This is a genomic window from Falsiroseomonas selenitidurans, assembly GCF_012103215.1.
GTDB classification, from domain to species: domain Bacteria; phylum Pseudomonadota; class Alphaproteobacteria; order Acetobacterales; family Acetobacteraceae; genus Falsiroseomonas; species Falsiroseomonas selenitidurans.
The window spans coordinates 196,708-220,835 of the sequence record NZ_JAAVNE010000002.1 but is presented as its reverse complement, the minus strand read 5'-3'; the positions used below and the strand labels follow the sequence as shown (position 1 = coordinate 220,835).

Annotated in this window: 22 protein-coding genes; 16 read left to right on the top strand and 6 right to left on the bottom strand. The window is 72.3% G+C overall.

Going from position 1 to position 24,128, the window contains the following annotated elements; translation table 11 throughout:
• Positions 1–48 precede the first annotated feature (48 nt).
• The 3 genes from HEQ75_RS02595 (at position 49) to HEQ75_RS02585 (ending at position 3,008) form a co-directional block, all read left to right on the top strand.
• Entirely contained in the window at positions 49–1,023 is a 975-nt protein-coding gene (locus HEQ75_RS02595; protein WP_168027351.1) for an aldo/keto reductase, read from the top strand.
• A gap of 69 nt (positions 1,024–1,092) precedes the next feature.
• Entirely contained in the window at positions 1,093–1,701 is a 609-nt protein-coding gene (locus tag HEQ75_RS02590) for a TRAP transporter small permease subunit (protein WP_168027350.1), read from the top strand.
• Positions 1,698–3,008, top strand: coding sequence for a TRAP transporter large permease (locus tag HEQ75_RS02585; protein ID WP_168027349.1), 1,311 nt, complete (start codon positions 1,698–1,700; stop codon positions 3,006–3,008). The genes HEQ75_RS02590 and HEQ75_RS02585 overlap by 4 nt, the downstream gene beginning before the upstream one ends.
• A gap of 160 nt (positions 3,009–3,168) precedes the next feature.
• Here HEQ75_RS02585 and HEQ75_RS02580 read toward each other — a convergent pair whose 3' ends face one another.
• The gene (locus HEQ75_RS02580) at positions 3,169–4,674 is read right to left on the bottom strand and encodes an amidohydrolase family protein (RefSeq protein ID WP_168027348.1); all 1,506 of its coding nucleotides are present in this window, start codon (positions 4,672–4,674) and stop codon (positions 3,169–3,171) included.
• 11 nt (positions 4,675–4,685) lie between these two features.
• On the opposite strand from HEQ75_RS02580, the gene HEQ75_RS02575 reads away from it, so the two are divergent.
• Positions 4,686–5,957 (top strand): hydantoinase/carbamoylase family amidase, encoded by a 1,272-nt coding sequence (locus tag HEQ75_RS02575; protein WP_168027347.1) that lies wholly within the window; start codon positions 4,686–4,688, stop codon positions 5,955–5,957.
• 88 nt (positions 5,958–6,045) lie between these two features.
• On the opposite strand, the gene HEQ75_RS02570 is transcribed toward HEQ75_RS02575, so the two are convergent.
• The gene (locus HEQ75_RS02570) at positions 6,046–7,107 is read right to left on the bottom strand and encodes a TRAP transporter substrate-binding protein (protein ID WP_168027346.1); all 1,062 of its coding nucleotides are present in this window, start codon (positions 7,105–7,107) and stop codon (positions 6,046–6,048) included.
• Positions 7,108–7,228: 121 nt separating this feature from the next.
• Here HEQ75_RS02570 and HEQ75_RS02565 point away from each other — a divergent pair, with 121 nt between their 5' ends.
• The 8 genes from HEQ75_RS02565 (at position 7,229) to HEQ75_RS02530 (ending at position 13,278) form a co-directional block, all read left to right on the top strand.
• Positions 7,229–8,131: a polysaccharide deacetylase family protein gene (locus tag HEQ75_RS02565; protein WP_168027345.1), complete on the top strand. Its 903-nt coding sequence runs from the start codon at positions 7,229–7,231 to the stop codon at positions 8,129–8,131.
• Positions 8,128–8,811 (top strand): cysteine hydrolase family protein, encoded by a 684-nt coding sequence (locus tag HEQ75_RS02560; RefSeq protein ID WP_168027344.1) that lies wholly within the window; start codon positions 8,128–8,130, stop codon positions 8,809–8,811. Before HEQ75_RS02565 ends, HEQ75_RS02560 begins: the two co-directional genes overlap by 4 nt.
• Positions 8,812–8,927: 116 nt before the next feature.
• Positions 8,928–9,401: a hypothetical protein gene (locus tag HEQ75_RS02555; RefSeq protein ID WP_168027343.1), complete on the top strand. Its 474-nt coding sequence runs from the start codon at positions 8,928–8,930 to the stop codon at positions 9,399–9,401.
• A 48-nt stretch (positions 9,402–9,449) separates the two neighbouring features.
• A complete protein-coding gene (locus tag HEQ75_RS02550; RefSeq protein ID WP_168027342.1) occupies positions 9,450–10,142 on the top strand; it encodes a hypothetical protein in 693 nt (230 codons plus the stop codon).
• Between the two features lie 29 nt (positions 10,143–10,171).
• Complete coding sequence (locus HEQ75_RS02545) at positions 10,172–10,900, top strand: hypothetical protein (protein ID WP_168027341.1); 729 nt, start codon at positions 10,172–10,174, stop codon at positions 10,898–10,900.
• Between the two features lie 43 nt (positions 10,901–10,943).
• The gene (locus HEQ75_RS02540; protein WP_168027340.1) at positions 10,944–11,792 is read left to right on the top strand and encodes a hypothetical protein; all 849 of its coding nucleotides are present in this window, start codon (positions 10,944–10,946) and stop codon (positions 11,790–11,792) included.
• A 79-nt stretch (positions 11,793–11,871) separates the two neighbouring features.
• Positions 11,872–12,279, top strand: coding sequence for a hypothetical protein (locus HEQ75_RS02535; protein ID WP_168027339.1), 408 nt, complete (start codon positions 11,872–11,874; stop codon positions 12,277–12,279).
• A 204-nt stretch (positions 12,280–12,483) separates the two neighbouring features.
• Positions 12,484–13,278, top strand: coding sequence for a hypothetical protein (locus tag HEQ75_RS02530; protein ID WP_168027338.1), 795 nt, complete (start codon positions 12,484–12,486; stop codon positions 13,276–13,278).
• A gap of 7 nt (positions 13,279–13,285) precedes the next feature.
• Here the strand turns inward: HEQ75_RS02530 and HEQ75_RS02525 are convergent, their stop codons facing one another.
• Positions 13,286–14,161: a Rossmann-fold NAD(P)-binding domain-containing protein gene (locus tag HEQ75_RS02525; RefSeq protein WP_209318315.1), complete on the bottom strand. Its 876-nt coding sequence runs from the start codon at positions 14,159–14,161 to the stop codon at positions 13,286–13,288.
• Between the two features lie 73 nt (positions 14,162–14,234).
• On the opposite strand from HEQ75_RS02525, the gene HEQ75_RS02520 reads away from it, so the two are divergent.
• The 4 genes from HEQ75_RS02520 to HEQ75_RS02505 all read left to right on the top strand — a co-directional run bounded on the left by HEQ75_RS02520 (position 14,235) and on the right by HEQ75_RS02505 (position 17,699).
• Positions 14,235–15,065 (top strand): tetratricopeptide repeat protein, encoded by an 831-nt coding sequence (locus HEQ75_RS02520; RefSeq protein ID WP_168027336.1) that lies wholly within the window; start codon positions 14,235–14,237, stop codon positions 15,063–15,065.
• Positions 15,066–15,236: 171 nt separating this feature from the next.
• Positions 15,237–16,247 (top strand): tripartite tricarboxylate transporter substrate binding protein, encoded by a 1,011-nt coding sequence (locus HEQ75_RS02515; RefSeq protein WP_168027335.1) that lies wholly within the window; start codon positions 15,237–15,239, stop codon positions 16,245–16,247.
• 10 nt (positions 16,248–16,257) lie between these two features.
• Positions 16,258–16,932, top strand: coding sequence for a cyclase family protein (locus HEQ75_RS02510; RefSeq protein WP_168027334.1), 675 nt, complete (start codon positions 16,258–16,260; stop codon positions 16,930–16,932).
• A complete protein-coding gene (locus HEQ75_RS02505) occupies positions 16,929–17,699 on the top strand; it encodes an SDR family NAD(P)-dependent oxidoreductase (protein ID WP_168027333.1) in 771 nt (256 codons plus the stop codon). The genes HEQ75_RS02510 and HEQ75_RS02505 overlap by 4 nt, the downstream gene beginning before the upstream one ends.
• Positions 17,700–17,725: 26 nt before the next feature.
• Here the strand turns inward: HEQ75_RS02505 and fzlA are convergent, their stop codons facing one another.
• From fzlA to gltB, 3 genes are all read right to left on the bottom strand, one after another.
• Entirely contained in the window at positions 17,726–18,394 is a 669-nt protein-coding gene (gene fzlA, locus HEQ75_RS02500) for an FtsZ-binding protein FzlA (protein WP_168027332.1), read from the bottom strand.
• Positions 18,395–18,472: 78 nt separating this feature from the next.
• The gene (locus tag HEQ75_RS02495) at positions 18,473–19,600 is read right to left on the bottom strand and encodes an endo-1,4-beta-xylanase (RefSeq protein ID WP_168027331.1); all 1,128 of its coding nucleotides are present in this window, start codon (positions 19,598–19,600) and stop codon (positions 18,473–18,475) included.
• Complete coding sequence (gltB, locus tag HEQ75_RS02490) at positions 19,597–24,123, bottom strand: glutamate synthase large subunit (protein ID WP_168027330.1); 4,527 nt, start codon at positions 24,121–24,123, stop codon at positions 19,597–19,599. The genes HEQ75_RS02495 and gltB overlap by 4 nt, the downstream gene beginning before the upstream one ends.
• Positions 24,124–24,128 lie beyond the last annotated feature (5 nt).

Genomic DNA, 24,128 nt, shown 5'->3' with positions numbered 1-24,128 from the left:
GCAGCATCCCGCCGGCCGCGGCGGCTCGGCCAGGGAGGAACCCGGAACATGGAGCAGCGGCGCCTGGGGCGGACGGGGCTTTCGGTCTCCGTGCTCGGCTATGGCTGCGGCGCCATCGGCGGGCTGATGGTGCGCGGCAGCGCGGCGGAGCAGGACCAGGCGATCGGCCGCGCGCTGGACCATGGCATCACCTATTTCGACACCGCGCCGGCCTATGGCGACGGCGCCTCCGAACGCAATCTGGGCCGCGCGCTGCGCAGCCTGCGCGCCAGCCCCGCCATCGGCACCAAGGTGCGCATCCAGCCGGCGGAGCGTGGCACCATCGCCGCCACCATCGCGCGCTCGCTGGAGGCAAGCCTGCAGCGGCTGGGCCGCGACAGCGTGGACCTGCTGCAACTGCACAACCCGGTCACCCGGGTGGGCGAGGTGCCGGCCTTCACCCCGGCGCAGATCCTCGACCAGGCGGTGCCGGCGCTGCAACGCCTGGTGCAGCAGGGCCGCATCCGCTGGTACGGGCTGACCGGCATCGGCGAGGCGCCGGCCCTGCGCCAGGTGCTGGAGGAGGGCGGCTTCGCCACGGCGCAGATGCCCTGCAACCTGCTGAACCCGAGCGGCGTGGCGCCGCTGCCGGCCGGTTCCGCCATGCCCGATCTCGGCCAGGTGATCGGCCACGCGGCGGCCGCCGATGTCGGTGTCATGGCGATCCGGGTGCTGGCCGGCGGCGCGCTCAGCGGCAGCGAGGTGCGCGGCGTCCACGCCGCCCCGACGCTGAGCCCGATCGGCTCCGGCGCCAGCTATGCGGCGGATGTGGCCTTCGCGCGGCGGCTGCTGCCGCTGGTGCAGGATGGCCATGCGGCAGGGCTGGTGGAGCTGGCGCTGCGCTTCGTGATCGGCCTGCCCGGCATCGCCACGGCGCTGGTCGGCACCACCAGCGTGGCGGAGCTGGACCATGCGGCGGCCAGCATCGCCAAGGGCCCCCTGCCCGAGGTGACGCAGGCGATGCTGGCGGCGCTGCAACCCTAAGGCCCATCCCCGCCATGGCGTGGCACCGATGTTGCTTCGCCCGCGGCAAAACCCAGCCGCACGGTGTCCATGCCCCCGAGTCCCTCACCCGCTTCCCTTGGCGCCAACCCCGTGGCCGCGCGGCTGCTGCCGGCCACGCGCTTCTTCAGCCTGCTCTGCGGCTGGTGGCTGCTGGGCTACAGCGCGCTGGTCTGCGCCGACCTGGTGGCGCGGCGCTATTTCGGGGTGTCGCTGCAGGGCACGGACGAGATCGGCGGCTACACCCTGGCGGGGCTGGTCGCCTTCGGCTTCGCCCATACGCTGCTGGTCCGCCGGCACACCCGCATCGACCTGTTCCTGTCGCACCTCGGCGCCCTGCCGCGCGCGGTGGCGCATGTGGTGGCGGCCGTTGCCATCGCCGCCTTCGCCGTGTTTGCCGCCAGCCGTGGCTGGGCGGAGATGGCCGAGAGCATCGAATTCATGTCCGTGTCCACCAGCCCGCTGCAGGTGCCGCTGTGGATCCCGCAGGGCGTCTGGTTCGCGGGGCTCGCCGTGTTCGGCGTCGTGGCGACGCTGCTGGCGCTGCACGCGCTTTTCCTGCTCGCCCGCTTCCGCCTGCGCCAGATCAACGCCTGGTACGGCCCGCCCACGGTGGACGAGGAGATCGCCGCCGAGACCGGCCGGGGTGCCGCACGATGACCGGCTTCGGGGTGGCGGAGGCCGCGATCGGCTTCGGGCTGATGCTCGCCATGCTGTTCGCCGGGCTGCCGGTGGCGGTGGCGATGGGCGCCGTTGCCCTGCTCGGCGCCGATTTGTACCTGGGCGCGCCGGTGATCAACGCGCTGGGCACGCAGCTCTGGGGCGCGACGGACAGCTTCACCCTGCTGGCCGTGCCGCTCTTCGTGCTGCTGGGCGAATTGCTGGTGAAGGGCGGCGCGACGGACCGCATGTACAAGGCGCTGGCCGCCTGGCTGGGGCCGCTGCCGGGTGGGCTCCTGCACACCAATATCGGCGCCTGCGCGCTGTTCGCGGCCGTCTCCGGCTCCTCCGTCGCCACCGCGGCCACCATCGGCACGGTGGCCATGCCGACCTTCGCGGACCGCCGCTACGACCCGCGCCTGGTGCTGGGCACCATCGCCGCCGGCGCCACGCTGGGCATCCTGATCCCGCCCTCGATCAACATGATCATCTATGGCGCGATGACCAACACCTCCGTCGGCCGACTCTATGCGGCGGGGGTGATCCCCGGGCTGCTGCTGACGGCGATGTTCATGGCGCTGATCGCGCTGATGTGCCTGTGGCGGCCGGCGCTGGCCGGGCGCAGCGAGCCGCGGCTTCCCCTGGGCGAGCGCATCCGCGCGCTGGGTGGGCTGGCGGCGCCGGTCGGGCTGTTCGTCGCGGTGATGGGCAGCATCTATGCCGGCTGGGCGACGCCCACGGAAAGTGCCGCGGTGGGCGTGATGGCGGCCTTCCTGCTGGCGCTGTTCTCCGGCCGCTTCAAACTCTCCATGCTGCATGCCTGCTTCGAGACGACGGTGACCGTCAGCTCCATGATCCTGCTGATCGTGGCGGCGGCCTTCTACCTGAACTTCGTGCTGGGCATCCTGGGCGTGCCGCAGGCGCTGTCCGCCTTCGTCACCGCGCTCGGCGTCGGGCCTATCGGCATCCTGTTCGTGCTGTTCGTCTTCTACCTCATCATCGGCTGCTTCCTGGAGACGCTGTCGATGATGGTGGGCACCATCCCCATCGTCTTCCCCATCGTCGTCGCCCTGGGCATCGACCCGGTATGGTTCGGCATCTTCCTGGTCATCATGTGCGAGATCGCGCTGATCACGCCGCCGGTGGGGATGAACCTTTATGTCGTGCAGGGGGTGCGCAATGGCGGCTCCGTCGGCGAGGTCATCCAGGGCACGCTGCCCTTCCTCGGCGTGATGGTGCTGCTGATCCTGGTGCTGATCGCCTTCCCGGGGCTGGTGCTTTGGCTGCCGGGACTGGCCTTCGACTAGGGCCTTTGGAAAGGTGGGGCCGGGATGCGGCCGGCGCGGGATTCTTGGTGCTGGGCAGGAGGGCAGCGCAGCCGATGGCTATCCATCGGCGAGCATGGCTGACGCACCCGGCGCGGAAAAGCACCGCCGGACGCGCCCGCTGCCCAACTGTCGACAGGCCCTAGACCTCGCGGGCCAGGTAGTGGTCGCGCACGGCGGCGACGAGCCCGGCCACCGCTTCCTCCCGCCCCGGCGTCCAGGGCGCGCGGGCGCGGGCGGCGGCTTCCGCCGCAGCGGCGGCGATGGCGGCAGGGTCGAGATGCGGGAAGCGGCCTTCCCGGTACAGCACGCGGCCATCCACCATGGTCAGCCGCACATCCCGCGCATCGGCCCGCGCCAGCAGCAGGTCCAGCAGCGGCACGGAAGGATCGGCATAGGCGCCGCGCACCCGCGCCAGGTCCACGGCGATGATGTCCGCCGCCAGCCCCGGCGCCAGCGCGCCCACCTGCCCTTGCAGCCCCATCGCCGCGGCGCCCATGCCGGTGGCCATCGCCAGCAGCGTCTCAGCATCGGCCGGGCCGGCGCCGTGCCAGGCGGGCTCGGTGGCCAGCCGCGCGGCCAGGCGCAGCTCCTTCCACAGATCCTCGTCGTCATCCATGGTCTGGCAGTCTGTCCCCACCGCCACCCGCACCCCCGCCGCCCAATAGGCCGCCAGCGGCGCGGTGCCGCAGCCGAGGCGGAGGTTGCTCGCCGGGTTGCGCACCAGCAGGGTGCCGGTTGCCGCCGCCACCGCCACATCGCCCGGCGTCAGATGCGCCGCATGGGCGAGCGAGGTGACGGGGCCGAGCACGCCCAGGCGTTCCAGCCGCGCCAGCGTGCCTTCAGGGTACAGGGCGCGCGCGGCGGCGGCCTGCGCCACGCTTTCCAGCGCATGCAGGTGGATCGGCGCGCCGCGCGACCGTGCCGCCTGCGCCAGCCCGGCGAACAGCGCGTCGCTGACCCATTGCGGGCCGGCCGGCGCGAAGGCCAGGCGGAGCCGGCCATGCGCGGGCAGGCGTGCCGCCAGATCGTCGAACAGCGCCGCCGCTTCCGCCGCCGTCGCCGCGAAGACCGGCGGATCGGCCTGCCCGACCAGCGCCTGCAGCGCCGTCGGCAGGCCGTCGACGAAGCCGGGCTGGGCCTCTGCCGGGAAGACCAGGCCGGCACGGTCCTGCGCGCCGATGCCCACCAGGGCGCGCACCCCCGCCGCGTCATAGGCCGCAATGGTGCGCGCCAGATCGTCCGGCTGCCGCCCGGCCTCGCCCCAGGTGCTGTTGGCGTGGATGGTGGCGGTGACGCCGGAGGCCAGCATCTGCATCGCCGCGAGCGGCACCATCGCCGCCGGATCCAGCCAGCCGCGCCGGCGCTTGGTGGTCTGCCAGGCCTCCAGGATCATGTCCGGGAAGCCGAGCTGCAGCTGCGTCAGCCCGCGCCCGTGCTGGTGCGCGTTCACCAGCCCCGGCATCAGCATGCAGCCCGCCAGGTGCAGCCGCGCCGCGCCCGGCGCCCTTTCGGCCAGCGTCGCCGCCGGGCCGATGGCGGCGATGCGCCCACCTTCCACCAGCACCCCCTGCCCTTCCCGCGCCCGGCTGTCGGCGGCTCCGACGATCAGCGCCTCGGCCGTCAGGATGGTGCCCGTTCCGCTCATCGGAGATCTCCATGAACCCAGTTGATGCCGAAGCCGCAGCGCTTGCCCTGGCCGCCGGCTACCTCGATGCGATCCGCGCCGGCAGCCTGGACGACCCCGGCGTCACCCGCGCCTCCTACGGCGAAGGCGAGCGCCTGGCCCACCGCCTGGCGCGGGAGGCCGCGGAAAGCCTGGGGCTGGAGGTGGCGGTGGACCCGATCGGCACCCTGTCCATGACGCTGCCCGGCGAGGATCGCGCCTTGCCGGCGGGGATCATCGGCAGCCATGCGGACAGCGTGCCGCATGGCGGCAATTTCGATGGCGCGGCGGGGGTGGCGATGGGGCTGGCGGTGGCGGCGCGGCTGCGCCATCTCGACCGCCGCCTGGCCCGGGACCTGACCGTGCTGGCGATCCGGGCGGAGGAGATGGTCTGGTTCCCCGCCAACTACCTGGGCAGCCGCGCCGCCTTCGGCCTGCTGCCGCCGGCGGCTCCCGACACCCTTCGGCGCAGCGACAGCGGCCGGACGCTCGCCGAGCACATGGCGGAGGAGGGCTTCGACCCCGACTTCATCCGCCAGGGCCGCGCCAGCCTGCACCCCGCGCGCATCGCCTGGTTCCTGGAGCCGCATATCGAACAGGGGCCGCTGCTGGTGGAGGCCGGGGTTCCGGCCGGCATCGTCACCGGCATCCGCGGGTCGCTGCGGCATCGGAACTGCCGCGCGATCGGGCAGGATGCCCATGCGGGAGGCGCGCCGCGGCGCCATCGTCGCGACGCCGTGATCGCCGCCTCGCGCCTGGTGGCCGGGCTGGATGCATTCTGGACGGCGGAGGAGGCGGCGGGCACCGACCTGGTCTGCACCATCGGCGAGTTCTTCACCGACCCCACCCGCCACGCCCCCACCCGCGTGCCGGGCGAGGTGCGCTTCACCCTGGATATCCGCAGCGCGGAGCCCGCCGCGCTGCTGCGCGCCGAAGCCTGGCTGGCCGGGGCGGCGGCGTCCGCCCTGGCGCGGCAACGGGTGGAGATCGACTACGGCCCGGCGCTGCACGTACCGCCCGCCGCGATGGATGCCGGGCTGCGCGCGGCGCTGGCGGCCGCGGCGGCGGAGGCCGGCATTCCCACCCTGCAGATAGCCTCCGGCGGCGGGCATGATTGCGTGACCTTCGCGGGCCAGGGCGTGCCCTCCGCCATGCTGTTCATCCGCAACGAGGGTGGCAGCCACAACCCCGATGAGGCGATGGCGATGGCGGATTTCGCCGCCGCCTTCCGCATCGCCGCGGGCGCGGTGGAGCGCTTCGGCTGAACGCTCCACCGTGCATTGCGGCCGGCCTGCTTCGCCGGCCGAGCGGCCGCCCGTCACGCCTTTGGCGTGCCTCTGCCACGGCTGAGGGCTAATTGATGGTGAAGCCGCGCGCGGCGCCCACCGTGCCGTTCCAGGTCCGGGTGCACTGCGCCCAGACGCGGTTGCAGGTGTCGCGCCAGGTCGGCAGGATCACCGCGCCCACCGCATCGCGCACCAGCGCGGCATCGGCCTCGCTCACCGCCACCAGCGTGTTGCGGAACGGCTTGTGTTCCGTGCAGGCGCCGCCGGTGGAGCAGGACAGCGCATCGCCGTTGGAATTGCTGGCGAGGTTCCACATGGAATCCTCCATGCGGCGGAATTCCCGCGTCAGCGCCGCCTGCTGCTCGGGCGAGAAGCGGCGCCAGGCGGCCAGCGTCATGAAATGGCCCTGCACGGCGCCGGACAGGCCCAGCGGCAGGATGTGCGTGGTCACTTCCGGCCAGTTGCCGGTGTTGCCGGAGGTGGCGGAGGTGATGGCGCAGCTGGTCACGCCGCGCTGCAGCGCCGGATACACCTCGCTGAACTGCAGCGTCACCGGGGTCGCGCCCAGGTTCTGCAGCAGCGCCGACATGGTCGGCGTGAAGGACCGCACCTTCAGCCCGCGCAGGTCGCGGACCGAGGTGATGGGCGCGTTGCAGTAGATGATCTGCGGGCCGAAGGGCCACAGCGTCATCACCTTGGCGCCGAAGCGCTGCTGCAGGCGCGCATCGAAGGCTTCCCGGTAGCTCTCCACCGCCTGGCGCAGCTGCGGCACGGTGGTGGAGACGCCGATCAGGTCCAGACCCTCGAAGAAGGGATCGTCGCGCGCGACCATGCCGATCTGCACGCTCATCACGTCGAAGGTGTTGGAGCGCAGCAGGCGCAGGCTGTCCGCGGCCTGGATGCCGAGCACGTCCAGCGGGTTGTAGTTCACCGCCAGGGGGGTGCCGCTGGCCGCCGCAAGCCCGGCGAAGAAGGGCCGCTCCACCCCGTCCACATGCTTGGTGTTCTGGCTGAAATTGCCCGCCACGCGCAGCGGGATCGGCGCCTGCGCCTGGGCCTGCGCGCCGAGACCCAGGGCAAGGGCGGCGGCGGACAGGCCGATGGCAAGGCGGCGTGGAAGGAAACCCATGGACACTCTCCTGGAGGCGTTTGCGCCGCGAAACTTTGCAAGTTCCGGGCCAGCGGCATGAAGGTTGCTTCCCGGGCTGCTGCCGATGTTGCTTCCGCGCAGCGCGGCAGGGGAGTTGGGCATGCGTCGTGATCTCGTCGGCTATGGCTTCGATCCGCCGCGCCTCGCCTGGCCCGGCGGCGCGCTGCTCGCCGTCTCGCTCGTGGTGAATTACGAGGAAGGGGCGGAGATGGCGGTGGAGGCGGGCGATGCGGAAAACGAGCGCATCGGCGAGGTCATCAGCGTGGTGCCGCCCGGCCGGCGCGACCTCGGCCAGGAACAGATCTTCGGCTACGGCCTGCGCGCCGGGCTGCCGCGATTCCTGGACGCCTTCGACCGCCACGGGGTGAAGGCCAGCTTCTTCCTGTGCGGCCGCGCCGTGGAACGCACGCCGGCGCTGGCGGCGGAGGTCACGCGGCGCGGGCATGAGGCGGCGAACCATGGCTGGGTCTGGCGCCCGCATGCGGACTACGCGACCGAGGCGGAGGAGGAAGCGGCCCTGCTGCGCAGCAGCGCCGCGATCGAGGCCGCGACGGGCGAAAGGCCGGTCGGCTTCTTCTGCCGCGGCAGCGCCTCCGCCTGGACGCGATCGCTGCTGGCGAAGCATGGCTACCGCTATGACAGCAACGCCTTCGATGACGACCTGCCCTATTGGGATTCGGGGATGCTCGTGCTGCCCTATGCGCTGGACTGCAACGACATGAAGTTCTTCCACCCGAACGGCTTCGTGCTGCCCGACCAGTTCGTGGCCTATGCGGAAGCGGCGATGGACCAGCTGATCGAGGAAGGCGCGCGTGGCGTGCCGAAGCTGCTCAATATCGGCCTGCACCTGCGCATCTGCGGCCGCCCCGCCCGCTTCCGCGCCGTGGAGGGCATCCTGCGCGCCCTGAAGCTGCGCGGCGACGCGGTCTGGGTGGCCAGGCGGCGCGACATCGCCGAGCACCTGCACCGCACCCTGCCGAAGCCGGAGACCGCCACGCCATGATCACCATCGACAACCAGCAGGTCTTCACCGAAACCTCGGAACTGGTGGACCCGGCGCATACCGCGCTGGTGGTGATCGACCCGCAGAATGATTTCTGCGCGGAAGGCGGCATCTTCGCCCGCACCGGCAAGGACATGTCCACCTTCCCCGCCGCCATCCGCGCCTGCGCCCGGCTGGTGGACAGCGCGCGCGCCGCCGGCGTGCGGGTGATCTTCATCCAGAACCAGAAGCTGCCCAACGGCCGCTCCACCTCGCCCGCCTGGCTGCGCTTCCTGACGGTGCGCAACGGCATCACGGAGGAGCCGGAGGTGTGCCTGGCCGGCAGCTGGGGCGCGGAGTTCGTGCCGGCGCTGCAACCCACGGCCAGCGACATCGTGGTGCAGAAATGGCGCAGCTCCGCCTTCGTCGGCACCAACCTCGACATGCTGCTGCGCGTCAACGGCATCCGCACCGTGGTGTGCTGCGGCTTCATCACCCAGGGCTGCGTCGAATCCACCGCGCGCGATGCCGGCTTCTACGACTACTACCCGGTGGTGGTGGAGGATGCGGTCGCCAATCACGACCCCGCGTTGCACGAAGCCTCCCTGCTGGTGCAGCGCAGCCGCTACGACGTGATGCCAAGCGCGGAGATCCTGCCGATCTGGGAAGCCCGCGCACCGCAGCTTTCGCGAAACGCCTGACCGGATCAGGCGACTAGGTAGCCGCCCGGAGTCCCACCCGCCGCATCGCTGCCCCAATTGCCGCTCCGCCTGCCGGGCACCACCACCCCGGCGGCGCGGATGAGGAGGGGCAGCAGATGCGAAACCCGACAACGCGGCACGCCCTGCGGGCGCTGCTGGGCGGCGTCGTCGGCCTCGGCCTGGGCAGCACGGCCCTGGCGCAGGGCGGTGCCGCGTCGGACGAGACCCGGGCCCGTTTCGAAGCCGGCTTCCGTGCCGGCATCGCCGATGAGCGCCGCCGGCAGGGTCCTGGCGCAGGCTGGAACGAAGCTGCGCAGGGCCAGGCGATGCGGCGCCTGGAGCGGGCGCGCATCCTGCTGCGGGAAGCGCTCGTCGCGCTGCAGGAGGCCCCCCTCACCGAAAGCCGGCGGCGGGCCATCGCCCAGGCGCGGGAAGCGGCGCGGGAAGCGCTGATCCACACCCAGAACGCCGTCACCTGGATGCCGCGCGGCGGGTCCGGGTCCAACCACGGCGCGACACCGCGGCGCATGCCACCGGGCGCGCTCGAGCATGGCTGGGGCGAGCGCGCCTCCGGCGGCCCCCGGGGTTGAGGTGCGACGCCGGCAAGCGGCCGACGAGAACAGGAAGGAAGCCAAGCCATGAAACGCAACCTGATCGTCCCGGCGCTGCTCGCGCTGGGTTTTGCCGGCGGCGCGCTGCCCGCCGGCGCCTTTGCCCAGGGCCCGTCCCAGGGGGAGGATTGGCGCGGCCAGGGCATGGCCAGCCCGTCCCGCCCCGCCGATGCGCGCCGAGCCTATGAACGCTACCTGCGGCAGTTGCACGACGATCTGATCCGCGACCAGGACGCCCGCTCCGCCCGCGGCGACAGCGCCCGCCAGGGCGGCGGCCAGGCGGGGGGGGCCTCCTCCGGCAGTCCGCCGGGTTGGGAGCAATCGGGCTGGGAGCAATCGGCCTGGCAGCAATTCGCCCGCGGCTACCGGGCGGGCCGCGCGGCGGAACGACGCTCCGGCGGCGGGAGCGCTGGCCGCGAAAGCCGGTCCGGCCCGCGCGCCGGCGCGGATCGGGCCTCGGCCGGCGGCCGGCGGGAAGGCTTCTTCGTGATCCCGAATGCCTATCCGCCGGGCGTGCCCTTCCAGCGCGCCGTCATCGTGCCGGACCGTTCCCGCGCGATGGATAGCCTGCTGGCCGCAGCGCAGAACATCCGCGTGGCGATCCAGGCGCTGGCGCGCCAGCCCGCGGGCGATGGCCGCGACCAGGCGATCGCGGAAATGCAGGACGCGCTGCTGGAGACGCAGCAGGCGATGCTGCGCATCCCTGCCGAGCTGCGCTGACGCCCCCTTTCACACCAGGAGAACATCCCATGCGACACAGCCGAACCAACGCCCTCACCCTGACCCTCGCCGCCGCGCTGCTCGGCGGCACGGCCCTGGCGCCGGCGCCGGCCGCGGCCCAGCGGGGAGAGATCAGCGAGCGCGGCCGCTTCATGACCTCCCCCACCGAGGGCACCTACTATCGCCGTGGCGAGGATCAGCGCCTGTCCGCGCCCTGGGGCGGCCCCGGGCCGGACCCGATGGCGCGCCGCAACAGCGGCGACACCTGGTTCGACAGCAGCGGCCGCCAGGGCATCGACGCCTTCGACGACGGCTACCGCGCCGGGCGCGAGGATGAGCGGCGCTGGCGTGACCGGTCTTCCGGGATGTCGGAGGCGCGCAACGAGCGCGCTGCGATGGAATTCCTCGACCATGCCCGCATGCAGATCGACCGCGGCAATCTGCGCGAGGCCTGGGTGGCGCTCGGCCAGGCGGAAACGCGGCTGCTGACGCGCGCGGTGCCGGAAGGCAGCGCCGGGGAAGCTGCGACGGGTGCGGCCATCGGTGCCATCCGCTCCGCCCGCCGGGCGCTGGAGGACCGCGAGGCGGATCGTGCCCGCTGGCGCACGGCGCGCGCCATGGAGCTGGCGGCGCGCGGGCAGGTCGTCGGCAGCAACACCGCCGGCTCGCGGGTGAATCCGGCGGGCGAAGGGGGCCGTGGCCAGCCGCAGGCCTCCGGCGATCGGAACAGCGGCAACTGGAACACCGGCAGCAACTGAGGCCACGCCCTCGGACGGCGACGACAGGACACGGGAGACAGAGATGGAACGCACGCGGATGATGATGATGCCGGCGCTCGGCCTGGCGCTGGCGCTGGGCACCGGCGCGCCGGCGCTGGCCCAGGGCGGCGATCAGGGCAGGCAGGGCGAGCGCGGCGCCGGCGCGGTGCTGGACCGCTACGACCCCTATGCGGCGGGCTACCGGATGGGCCGCGAGGCGGAGCGCCGGCGCAGCATGCAGGGCGGCCAGATGAGCGGCCAGATGAGCGGCCAGATGAGCGGCCAGATGGGTGACCGCATGGGCGGCCAGATGGGCGGCAGCCGGCAGGCCTCGACGCGGGATGGCCGCGACACCGGGCTGCTGATCCTGATGCTGGAGCGCGACCGCACCCAGCAGATGCTGCGCGACGTGCGGGAGCCGTTGCAGCAGGCCCGCCAGGCCCTGCAGCAGGGCGACACGCAGCGCGCCCAGCAGGCGCTGGAGCAGGCGGATCGCGCCATGCGCCAGGACGACGCGCTGCGCAGCCGCCAGCAGGTTGAAATGGCCATCGAGCAGGCCGAGGAGGCGCTGCGCGAGGGTGACCGGCGCGGCGCACGCCAGGCGCTGCGCCAGGCCCGCCAGGCAATCCGCGGCGACAGCGCCAGCGGCGGCAGCCAGGGCAGCGGCGGCCAGGCCAGCGGCAGCCAGGGCAGCAGCAGCCAGGGCAGCAGCAGCCAGGGCAGCAGTGGTGGCCAGGCCAGCAGCGGCCAGGGCAACCAGGGCAACGGCGAGGCCACCGGCTCGGGCAGCGACTCCCCCGCCGGCTCCGGCGGCGGGTCCTCCAGCGACTCGGAGTCCTCCAGCGGCTCGGAGTCCGGCAGCAGCGAGGGCTCCGGCAGCGGCAACGATTAGCCAGCCAGGCGCGGCCCCGACCGGGGCCGCGCCTTCGACAACGACGTGCTGTGGCCGCAACCCAACGGAGGAGAACGACATGCGCATCATCACCACCCTGCTGCCCGTCGCGCTGGCCCTGACGCTGGGCGCCGCGCTGCCTGCCGCCGCGCAGCCGGACAACCGCGGCTGGGCCCAGGACCGCGGCTGGAACGACCGGGACAGGAACGACCGCGACGACCGCGCCTGGAACAACCGGGGCTGGAACGACCGCGACGAGCGCGGCCGGGGCAGCCGCGGCTGGAACGAGGGCCGCCGCGAGGATCGCGGCTGGTTCGAGGATCGGGAGCGCGAGGCGCGCGACCGCTACGATCGCGGCTACCAGCAGGGACGCATGGATGAGCGGCGCGAGCGCAGGCGCGGCGAGGGCTATCGCGACGATGGCGAGCGCGACGACGGCTGGTTCGGCGGCGACGGCCTGTTCGGTGGCGATGGCCTGTTCGACTGAGCAGGGTGGCGCCGGCCCTGGCGGCTGTCCGGCGTTGCCACAGGCGGCGCCTCCCCGCCCGGGCCGGGCGGGGCGCATGCGCGGCCTCGGCCACTGAAGGCGGCGCCGGGTTCGGCGATCCTGGGCCGAGGGGCGATGCGGCCATCGCGATCGATGGTATGACACCGCCCCCACCCAGATCGCCCGACCCGCAAGGACGCTGCCATGGCGCTGCCCGAGATCCTCGAAGCCGATGCAACCGGCGAGGTCGCGGCGACCTATGGCGCGCTGCGCCAGGCGCTCGGCATTCCGCTGGTCAACCTGATCTGGCGCCATTTCGCCGCCCTTCCCGGGGTGCTGCCCTGGGCCTGGGCGGCGCTGCGCCCAGTGGCGCAGGCGCAGGCGCTGCGCGAGGGCACCGCGCGGATGGAAGCGCGCATCGCCGCCCTGGCCGGGCCGGGGCTGGCGGTGCTGCCGGTGCTGGTGCCGGCGCAGATGGCGGTGACGGAGCTCTACAACCGCGGCAACGGCCTCAACCTGCAACTGCTGACGGCGCTACGCCAGGCGGTGACCGGCGCGCCCTGCGGCGGCGGCCCTGCCCTGCCGCAGGCCGCGCCGCTGGCGATGCTGCCGCCGGTCCCGCCCATGCCGCGCCTGGAGGTGCTGGAGGCCGCGACGCGGGCGGAGGTGCTGGCGCTCGCCGCGCTGCATGGCGAAGGCGCCGCGGCCGCGGTGCCCAGCCTGTACCGGCACCTGGCCCTGTGGCCTGCGGTGCTGCCGCCGCTGTACGCCGCGCTGGCGCCGATGGCGGCTTCCGGGCTGATCGCCGCGGGGCGCGCGGCGCTGGTGGCGGAGGCCTCGGCCACCGCCGGGCTGCTGCTGCCGGCGCTGCGCCCGCCCGGCGCCTTCCCCGCCGAGCAGCGCGCGGCGACGCTGGCGGCGCTGGAGACCTTCACCGGCCGCATCATCGCCGAACTCGGCACGGTGGGGCTGCTGCTGCGGGCGCGCGCCGCCGCCTGACGCGGCCTCAATCCTCGCCGGCCAGGATCGCGGCCAGGCCCTCGCGGTAGCTCGGGTGGCGCCAGGCCAGGTGCAGCGCCGCCTTGGTCGCCGCATTCGCAACAAGCCGGTTCTCCGCCCAGAAGGACAGTGCCATGGGCGACATCGCCGCGCATGCCTGCTCGAAGGGCACCGCCGGCGGCGGTGCCACGCCCAGCAGCCGCGCCGCCTCCGCCACCACCTCCGCATTCGGCGCCGGCACATCGTCCACCAGGTGCAGCACCCGCACGCCCTGCCCCGCCCCTTGCCTTCCCCCCTGGCCCACCTGGCGCGCGGCCGCGAGCACGGCCAGCGCGATGTCGTCGCGGTGGATGCGGCTGAAGGCGTGGCCAGGCTTGGCGATGCGCCGCGCAGTGCCGGCGCGCAACTCGTCCAGCGCGCTCCGGCCGGGGCCGTAGATGCCGCCGACGCGGAACAGGTCCAGCGCCGCCCCGGCCGCCCCGGCCGCCACCCGCCAGGCAGCTTCCGCCTGCAGCCGGGCGACGGAGCGCGGCTGGCCCGGCGCCGGCGGCGTCGCCTCCTCCACCCAGCCGCCGGCGCGGTCGCCATAGACGCCCGTGGTGGACAGGTAGCCGATCCAGCGCAGCCCGGGCGCCGCCGCCAGCGCCGCGCCATGCCGCGCCAGCACCGGGTCGCCCGCCGCATCGGGCGCCGCGGTCACGACGAGATGCGTCGCCGCGGCGATCGCCGCCCCGGCCTCCGCGAAGCGCAGCACCGCGACACCCGGCGGCGCCTGCACCCGGGCCGGGTCCCGCGTCGTGCCCGCCACCACGAAGCCTGCTGCCACCGCCTCCGCTGCGATCGCCGCCCCGGCATAGCCGAGCCCTGCCACCACCATCCGCATCGCCACCGATCCCCCCTTCGCTCACCAGCCTGCAACTGGCGCCGATGAGGGACGATGGTTAGGATCGCCGCGCATGCGAAACCAGACCCGCCCCGCCCTTCTCGGTGCCTGCGCCGCCGCAGCCCTCGCGGTGATGGGCGCGGGCGGCTGGCTGGCGATCGCCCCGCGCGCGGCGCAGACGGCGCAGGCCGGCGTCGCCGCGGGCGCGGCGAACCGCCTTGCCGAAGGGCCGGAATTCGAACGCTGCGTCGCCCTCCTGCGGCAGGACCCGGAAGCCGCCCGCGCCCATGCCACGGCGTGGGAGGCGGAGGGTGGCGGCGAGGGGGCGCGGCATTGCCACGCCTTGGCGCTGCTGGCGATGGGCGAGCCGGCACGCGCAGCGCAGCGGCTGGAGACGCTGGCCAACCGCTCGGAAGCCGCCAGCGCGGCCCGCGCCGCGGTCTATGCCCAGGCCACCCAGGCCTGGCTGATGGCGGGCGACGCCAACCGGGCCTATGGCGCCGCAACCCTGGCGCTGACCCTGGCGCCGGAGGATGACGAGCTGCTGGTGGACCGCGCCGTGGCGCTGGGCATTCTGGGCCGGTACCGGGAAGCCATCCAGGATCTGGACCGGGCGCTGGGCATCGAGGCCGGCAGGGCGGAGACGCTGGTCTTCCGCGCCGCCGCGCATCGCCACCTGGACCAGGTGGAGCAGGCGGCGCGCGACATCGACCGCGCCCTGGCGCTGGACCCGCTGAATGCGGAGGCGCTGCTGGAACGCGGCATCCTCCGCCAATTGCGCGGCGACAGCACCGGCGCGCGCGAGGATTGGGAAAGGGCGATCCAGCTGGCCCCCAATTCCGCCACCGCCGACCTCGCCGCGCAGAACCTCGCCCTGAACGAGGCCGGGCCGGCACGTCGCTGAGCATTGCCGGACCGCAATCCGACGCCGATAAAACGCCCTGATAGGAAGGGCTTATCCTGCTCCGGCTGGATCACCCGCCGAATCCGGCGGCTTGCACCGGCCGCCTGGCCTCCCTAACGTTTCCCGCAACCTGGGATTTGTCACGAACCAGGACCAAGGGAGGACAGGCCAATGACGGACCGGCTGAACACCAAGGGCATTCCCGCCTCGCGCAGGCTTCTGCTGGGCGGGCTCGGCGCCGGCATGGCCGGGCTCGCCGCCCCCGGCCTGCTGCGGGCGCAAGCCGCCTTCCCCGGCGACCGCCCGATCCAGATCATCGTGCCCTTCCCGCCTGGCGGCGGCACCGACATCAACCTGCGCGCCATGACCACGCACTTCGCGCGGCACCTGCCGGGCGCGCGCTTCGTCATCGTCAACCGCCCCGGCGCCGGGGCCGAGATCGGCTACACCGTGGCGGCGACGGCGGAGCCGGATGGCCACACCATCGGCACCATCATCACCCCCAGCCTGCAGACCATCACCATCGAGCGCCAGCCGCGCTACAAGCTGGAGGATTTCGCCTATCTCGGCACCATCGTGGAGGATCCGGGCGGGCTGCACGTGGCCGCCAGCAGCCCCTGGCGCAGCGTCGCGGACCTCGTCGCCCATGCCAAGGCCCATCCCGGCGCGGTCGCCGTCGGCACCGCCGGCATCGGCTCGGACGACCACCTGCTGATGATCGGCCTGGCGCGCGCCGCCGGCATCCGCCTGAACCACATCCCCTATGCCGGCCAGGCCCCCACCGTGACGGCGCTGATCGCCGGCCACATCCAGGTCGCCTCGATGAACATGGGGGAGAGCGTGGCGCTGATCCGGGAAGGCCAGGTCCGCCCGCTGGCCTCCGCCGGGCCGGATCGCTTCCCGATGACGCCGGGCGTGCCGACCTTCCGCGAGGCCGGCTACGCGCTGGACACCGGCGTGGTGCGCAGCCTGGTGGTGCCCGCCGCGACCCCGGCGCCGATCCGCGAGAAGCTGGCGGAGGTGATCGCCGCCACCATGCGCGACCCGGCCTGGATCGCGGAGGCGCAGCGCCTGTTCATCCCGCTGCGCTACCGCAGCCCGGAGGAGACCCGCGCCATCGTCTTCCGCGAAGCTGCGGCGCTGCGCCAGCTCTGGCAGCAGCAGCCCTGGCGCGATGCCTGAGGAGAAGCCCATGCCGCGCCTGATCGACCTTTCCACACCCGTGCGCACCGGGCATTTCCGCTGGGCGGTCGATAGGCGGCTGGCCAAGGCGCATGACACCGGCGCGGGCCAGGCCACCTGGGCCGGCTGGAACGTGCACGGCTTCACCCACATGGACAGCCCGCGCCATGTGGACCCCGAGGGCTTCACCACGGATGCCATCACGCTGGACATGACGGTGGGGCCGGGCGCGGTGCTGGATGTCTCCGACGTGCCGGCCAACACGCCGATTGCGGTGGAGCGCCTTGCGGCGGCGGGCGCGCATCTGCGGCGCGGCGACTTCGCGCTGATCCGCACCCGCTGGGACGAGCGCGCCAGCCTGGACACGCCGGATTTCTGGCTCAACGCGCCCTGGATGACGGCCGAGGGCTCGATCTGGCTGCGCGAGCAGGGCGTGAAGGCGGTGGGCTTCGACTTCCCGCAGGACCACTGCATCCGCTTCTTCCTGACCGGGGAGAAGCGGCCGCCGCTGCCGGAACATGTCACCCACTACCACCTGCTGGCGCGCGGCGTGATCATGTTCGAATACCTCTGCAACATGGGCGCCCTGACCCAGCCGCGGAACCAGGTGGTGGGCCTGCCGGTGAAGCTGCCGGATGCCGATGGCGCGCCGGCCCGCGTCATCGCCATGGAGGAGGCGCCATGACGGGCCAGGCAGCACTGGTCACCGGCGGCGGGTCCGGCATCGGCGCCGCCATCGCCGCCCGGCTGGCGCGCGACGGCGCCGCGGTGCTGGTGGCGGATCTGAACGCCGAAGCGGCCGAACGGGTCGCCGCCGGCATCACCCGGGCCGGCGGCCGCGCCCTGCCCTTCACCCTGGATGTGGCCGAACCGGCCCAGGCCGCGGCCGCGGTGGCGGCGGCGGAGCAGGCCTTCGGCCGGCTGCGCCTCGCCATCTGCAATGCCGGCATCACCGATCGCGTGCCGGTGCTGGAACTGGAATTGGCGGCCTTCGAGCGCGTGCTGCGCACCAACCTGGTGGGCTGCTTCGTCTCGGCGCAGGCGGCGGCCCGCGCCATGGCGCGGAAGCCGGAGCCGGGCGGGCATATCGTCACCGTCTCCTCCGTCTCCGGCCAGTTCGGCGGCACCGGCCGCGCCGCCTATGGCGCCAGCAAGGGCGGGATCGAGACGCTGACCAAGGTGCTGGCGGTGGAACTCGCCGCCCATGGCATCCTGGTGAACGGCGTGGCACCGGGGCCGACGCAGATCGCCCGCACCGCGCATGGCCCGCGCCAGCGCGCCGCCTTCCTGGATCGGATGGCGATCAAGCGCTACGCGACGCCGGAGGAGGTCGCCGGCGCGGTGGCCTTCCTCTGCGGTCCGGATGCGGGATTTCTCGCCGGGCACATCGTCAATGTCGATGGCGGCTTTGCGGCGGCCGGGGTGATGTACGACCCGGCGGAGGGCGCCTGAGCCGCCCCTGCCTCAGCGATCCCGGATCAGAAATCCAGGTCCTCGTAATGCGGCGGCGGCGTCACCCCGGTGACGCGGTCGCCGAGCAGCGGGCGGAAGCTGGGGCGGGACTTCACCCGCGCATACCAATCCTTCGCCGCATCCGAGATGCTCCAGTCCACATCGCCGATATAGTCCAGCGTGGACAGCTGCGCCGCGGCCGCCAGATCCGCCAGGCCCAGCTGCGGCCCGGCCAGCCAGGCCCGCGTCTCCGCCAGCCAGCCGATATATTCCAGATGCGGCTTGAGATTCGCATAGCCGGCGCGGATCGCCGCGGCGTCCGGATTGCCGCGGCCCAGCAGCCGCTTCATCTGCTTCTCGAACACCAGGTTGCGCGTGACCTCGGCGTGGAACTTGTGATCGAACCAGGCGACCAGCCGCCGCACCTCCGCCCTTTCGCCAAGCGTGCGGCCCAGCAGGGGAATGTCCGGATAGGCTTCGTCCAGATATTCGCAGATCGCATAGGAATCCGCGATCGAGAGCCCGTTCGATTCCTGCAGCACCGGCACCGTGCCGGCGGGATTCACCGCCAGGAACTCCTCCCGCCTGTCCCAGACCCGTTCGATGCGCAGGTCGAAGGGAAGCCGCTTCTCGGCCAGCGCAAGCCGGACCTTGCGGGCGAAGGGGGACAGGGGAAGGTGGAAAAGGATCCGCATGCGGGCCTGTATTTGAGACGCCCGACATATGACACGCGGCGCCGGCGCGGCCAACCCGCAGCCGGGGGTTGATACGGTTCAGCCCCGACGCGGCCCCCGATGCGGCGCGGCATCCAGCGCGGCGGCGATCGCCGCCCACATCGGCTTGCGGCGCATCGCCTCGTCATAGGGCAGCGGTCGCGGCGTGGCGCGGTCGCGCCGCCGGTGTTCCGCCAGCCGCCCTTCGCGGATCCAGGAATGCCGGTCCGTCAGCCCCCAGCTCACCACCGCCCGCACCGCCGGCTCGGCCAGCGTCACGTCCAGGAAGCGCCGCACCAGATCCGCCACCCCGGCATCGCGCGGCGCGGCGGCGGCCGGCAGCGCGCGGTCATTCACGTCCAGCTCCGTGATCTCGATGGTCAGGCCCAGCGCCGCGACATCGGCCAGGAAGGCCCGCCATTCCGAGGCCTCGAAGGGCTGCCCGGCATGCAGATGCGCCTGCACGCCCAGCACATGCACCGGCACGCCGGAGGCGCGCAGCGCCCGCAACAGCGTGAGGATGCCGATGCGCCGGCGGCGCGACCAGGCGGTGGCATGTTCCACGCCGAAATCATTGTAGGCCAGCCGGGCCGCGGGGTCCGCCGCATGGGCGATGTGGAAGGCCTGCGCGATATGGTCCGGCCCCAGCCGGTTCAGCAGCCAGGTGCGGCGCAGCCAGTCCGGCCTGCCATGCTCTGGGGCCACCGCCTCGTTCACCACGTCCCAGGTGCCGATGGCGCCGCGCCAGCGCTGCATCGTCTCGTCCACATGCCGGGCGAGGGCCGCCTCGGCGCCGCGCGCGGACAGGTCCGAGACCCAGCGCGGCTCGCTTTCATGCCAGACCAGCGTGTGGCCGCGCAGCGCCATGCGGTTGCGGCGTGCGAAATCCACCAACTGGTCGGCGCGGCGCCAGCGGCGGTTGCCGGCCTGCGGCTCCAGCTCCGCCCATTTCATCTCGTATTCCGCGACCAGCAGGCCGCAATCGGCGCGGAAGGCGGCCATCAGGTCGGCTTCCGCCAGATGCCGGGTGGCCAGGGCGGCGCCGAAGGCCAGGCCCTTCGCCGCCGCCCTGGCGTGCAGCCCGCCACCCGGCGCAGCGGGCGGCGTCACCAGTGGCGGCTGCGCCGCGGCGCAGCCGGGGATCGCCAGGGCCAGCAGCGCGCGGCGGGTGGCCCCGGCGGGGTTCACTCCGCCGCGACGGCCAGCGCGTCTTCCATCGGCTGCGGCAGATACCGGACAAAATCCTTCGGCACGACATGCCAGAAGTTGAGTCGCTCCGCCGCCCAGTCGTTCAGCAGGCGGGCGGCGAAGGGGCTGCCCGTCTCCTCCACATGCCGCGCCACATGGTCGCGCAGCACGCCTTCCCAATGGGCGGATCCGCCGACGCGGCGCCAGCGCAGCGTCTCCGGGTTCACCCGATGCTCGAAGGCGCCATCCGGGTCGTAGAGATAGGCCACGCCACCGGTGAAGCCGGCGCCGAAATTGTCGCCGACCGCGCCGAGGATCACGACGGTGCCGCCCGTCATGTATTCGCAGCCATTGGCGCCGACGCCTTCCACCACCGCCAGCGCGCCGGAATTGCGCACGGCGAAGCGTTCCCCCGCCTGGCCGGCCGCGAACAGCGCCCCGCCGGTCGCGCCATAGAGGCAGGTATTGCCCACGATGGTGTTGTCCTTCCACACCAGGGTGGAGGACGGCGCCGGGCGCACCACGATGGTGCCGCCGGACAGGCCCTTGCCGACATAGTCGTTGGCGTCGCCGAACACTTCCAGCTTCAGGCCGCGCACCGCGAAGGCGCCCAGCGACTGGCCGGCGGAACCGCGCAGCCGCACCGTCAGGTGACCGCGCTGCAGCCCCTCCATGCCGAACTTGCGCACGATCTTGGAGGAGATCTTGGTGCCGATGGCGCGATGCGTGTTCCGGATGTTGTAGGCCAGCTGCATCTTCTCGCCGCGTTCGAACAAGGCCGCGGCGTCGCGGATCATGTCGGCGTCCAGCGTCTCCGGCACCTCGTTGCGGCCCTCGATGGTGCAGTAGGCGGCATGCGCGCCGGCATCGGCCTTCACCAGCAGCGGGTTCAGGTCGAGGTCGTCCAGATCCTCCGCGCCGCGGCTGACCTGGCGCAGCAGGTCGGTGCGGCCAATCACATCCGTCAGCTTGCGGAAGCCGAGTCCGGCGAGAATCTCCCGCACCTCCTCCGCCACGAAGCTGAACAGGTTGATCACCTTCTCCGGCGTGCCGGCGAATTTTTGCCTCAATGCATCGTCCTGGGTGCAGACGCCGACCGGGCACGTGTTGCTATGGCACTGCCGCACCATGATGCAGCCCATGGCGACGAGCGACGCCGTGCCGATGCCGAATTCCTCAGCGCCCAGCATGGCCGCGATCACCACGTCGCGCCCGGTCTTGATGCCGCCATCGGTGCGCAGCTTCACGCGATGCCGCAGACGGTTGAGCATCAGCACCTGATGGGTCTCGGTCAGCCCCATCTCCCAGGGCAGGCCGGCATGCTTGATGGAGGAGACCGGGGAGGCGCCCGTGCCACCGGAATGGCCGGAAACCAGGATCGCATCCGCCTTCGCCTTGGCCACGCCCGCCGCGATGGTGCCGATGCCGCTGCGCGCGACCAGCTTCACGCAGACGGTGGCCTCGGGGTTGATCTGCTTCAGGTCGTAGATGAGCTGCGCCAGATCCTCGATCGAATAGATGTCGTGGTGCGGCGGCGGGCTGATGAGCATCACGCCCGGCGTGGAATGCCGCAGCTTGGCGATCAGCTCCGTCACCTTGAAGCCGGGCAGCTGCCCGCCCTCCCCGGGCTTGGCGCCCTGGGCGACCTTGATCTCGATCTCCTTGCAGTTGTTCAGGTACTCGGCGGTGACACCGAAGCGGCCCGAAGCGATCTGCTTGATGGCGGAATTCGCGTTGTCGCCGTTGCGGCGCGGCCGCGCGCGCACCGGGTCCTCGCCGCCCTCGCCGCTGTCGCTGCGCGCGCCGATGCGGTTCATGGCGATGGAGAGCGTCTCATGCGCTTCCGGCGACAGCGCGCCGAGCGAGATGCCGGGCGCCACCAGCCGCTTGCGGATTTCCGTGATGCTCTCGACCTCCTCGAGCGACACGGCGACCCGTCCCTCGGCGCGGAAATCCAGCAGGTCGCGCAGCGCCACCGGCGGCAGCTTGCGCACGCCCTCCGAGTAGCGCTTGAAGGTCTGGTAGCTGTCCGTCTCCACTGCCTTCTGCAGCGTGTGGATCAGGCTGCCGTCGAAGGCGTGGTTCTCGCCGCGCTTGCGCAGCTTGTAGAGCCCGCCCACCGGCAGCGTCACCGCGTCCGTATCCCACGCCTTGGCATGCAGCGCGAGCACGCGCCGCGCGATGCCGGACAGGCCGATGCCGGAGATGCGCGAGGCAATGCCCGGGAAGAACTCCGCGACCAGCGCCCGCGAAAGGCCGATGGCCTCAAAGTTCATGCCGCCGCGGTAGGACGAAATCACGGAGATGCCCATCTTGGACATCACCTTCAGCAGCCCCTTGTCGACCGCCTTCTTGTAGCGCGCGACGCAGTCCTTCAGCGACAACTCGGGAAAAAGCCCGCGGCGATGCCGGTCCGCGATGCTTTCCTGCGCCAGGTAGGCATTCACCGTGGTCGCGCCCGCGCCGATCAGCACGGCGATGTAGTGCACATCGATGGATTCGGCGCAGCGCAGATTCAGCGAGGTGAAGGTGCGCAGCGAGTTGCGCACCAGATGCGTGTGCACGCCGCCGACCGCCAGGATCATCGGAATGGCGGCGCGCTCGGGCCCCTGCCCTTCATCGGTCAGGATCACATGCGCGCAGCCGCTGCGCACGCCTTCCTCGGCCTCGCGCCGGATGCGCTCGATGGCATGGCGCAGCCCCTGCTCGCCCCCGGCAACCGCGAAGGTGCAGTCCACCACGCAGGCGGTGTCGCCCATATAGGCGCGCATGGCGGCGAATTCCGCGTTGGACAGCACCGGGCTGTCCAGCATCAGCATGTCGCACTGGGTCGGATCCTCGTCGAGGATGTTGCCCAGATTGCCGAGGCGCGTCTTCAGCGACATCACCCGCGTCTCGCGGAGCGAATCGATCGGCGGGTTGGTCACCTGGCTGAAGGACTGGCGGAAATAATGGTGCAGGCCGCGATACTGGCTGGACAGCACGGCGATGGGCGTGTCGTCGCCCATGCTGCCGATCGCCTCGCTGGCTTCCTCCACCATCGGGTGCAGGATCGTCTCCAGCTCCTCCAGCGTGTAGCCCATGGCCAGCTGGCGGCGGCGCAGCGCCTCCCCGGTCAGTTCCGCCTGTTCATCGGCGCCGGCCTTGACGATGGCGTCGATGCGCGTGGTGCGCCGGGTCCAGTCGCCGAAGGGCTTGCGGGCGGACAGCACGTCCTTCAGCTCGCTGTCGCCGTAGAAGCGGCCGGTGGACAGGTCCACGCCGACGCACTGCCCGGGCCCGACGCGGCCCTTCGCGACGATGCGGTCTTCCGCGATCTTCACCATGCCGGTCTCGGAGCCGACGACCAGGATGCCGTCCACGGTGATGGTGTAGCGCATCGGGCGCAGGCCGTTGCGGTCCAGCCCGCCGATCACCCATTTGCCATCGGTCGCCGCGATCGCCGCCGGGCCGTCCCAGGGCTCCATCACCGCGTTGCAGTACAGGAACATCTCCCGGTGCGCATCCGGCATGGTCGCGTTGCTGCCGAGGCTTTCCGGAATCAGCATGGACTTCGCCATCGGCGCGTCGCGGCCGCCGCGCACCAGCAGCTCGAACACATTGTCCAGCGTCGCGGTGTCGGACCCGCCGGCCTGCACCACCGGCTTGATGTCGTCCATGAACGGGTCGAGCAGCGGATGCGCCAGCCGCGTCTCGTGCGACTTCATCCAGTTGACGTTGCCGTGGACGGTGTTGATCTCGCCATTGTGGGCGAGCATGCGGAAGGGCTGCGCCAGGCGCCAGGTCGGGAAGGTGTTGGTCGAGTAGCGCTGATGGTAGATCGCGAAGCGGCTGACGAAGCGCGCATCCAGCAGGTCCGGATAGAACTCCGTCAGGCTCTCCGCCAGGAACATGCCCTTGTAGACGATGGACCGGCAGGACAGGGAGCAGAGATACAGTTCCGGGATCTGCGCCGCGATCGCCTGCTTCTCGATCTTGCGGCGGATCACGAACATGTCGCGCTCATAGGTGTCGTCATCGACGCCGCGCGGATTCCACAGCAGGATCTGCTCGATCTCCGGCCGCGTCGCATTGGCCTTCTCGCCGATGCAGGCGACATCGATCGGCACCTGGCGCCAGGAATAGATGTTGTAGCCGGCGGCCAGCACCTCCGCCTCGACGATCTGCCGGCAGCGTTCCTGTGCGCCGAGATCGGTCTTCGGCAGGAACACCATGCCGACCGCGATGCGCCCCGGCCGCAGCCGGTCGCCGCCGCGCTCCACCACCTCGGCGAAGAAATCCTGCGGGATCTCGACATGAATGCCGGCGCCGTCGCCGGTCTTGCCATCCGCATCCACCGCGCCGCGATGCCACACCGCCTTCAGCGCATCGATGCCGGCCTGCACCACCTTGCGATGCGCCTGGCCGTCGAGCGAGGCGACGAGGCCGACGCCGCAGGCATCATGTTCCGTCAGGTCGATCTGGCCCTCGGACGACAGCAGCGCATGCTGGGCGCGAAAAGCCTCGACGTAGTTCTTCTCCATCGCCG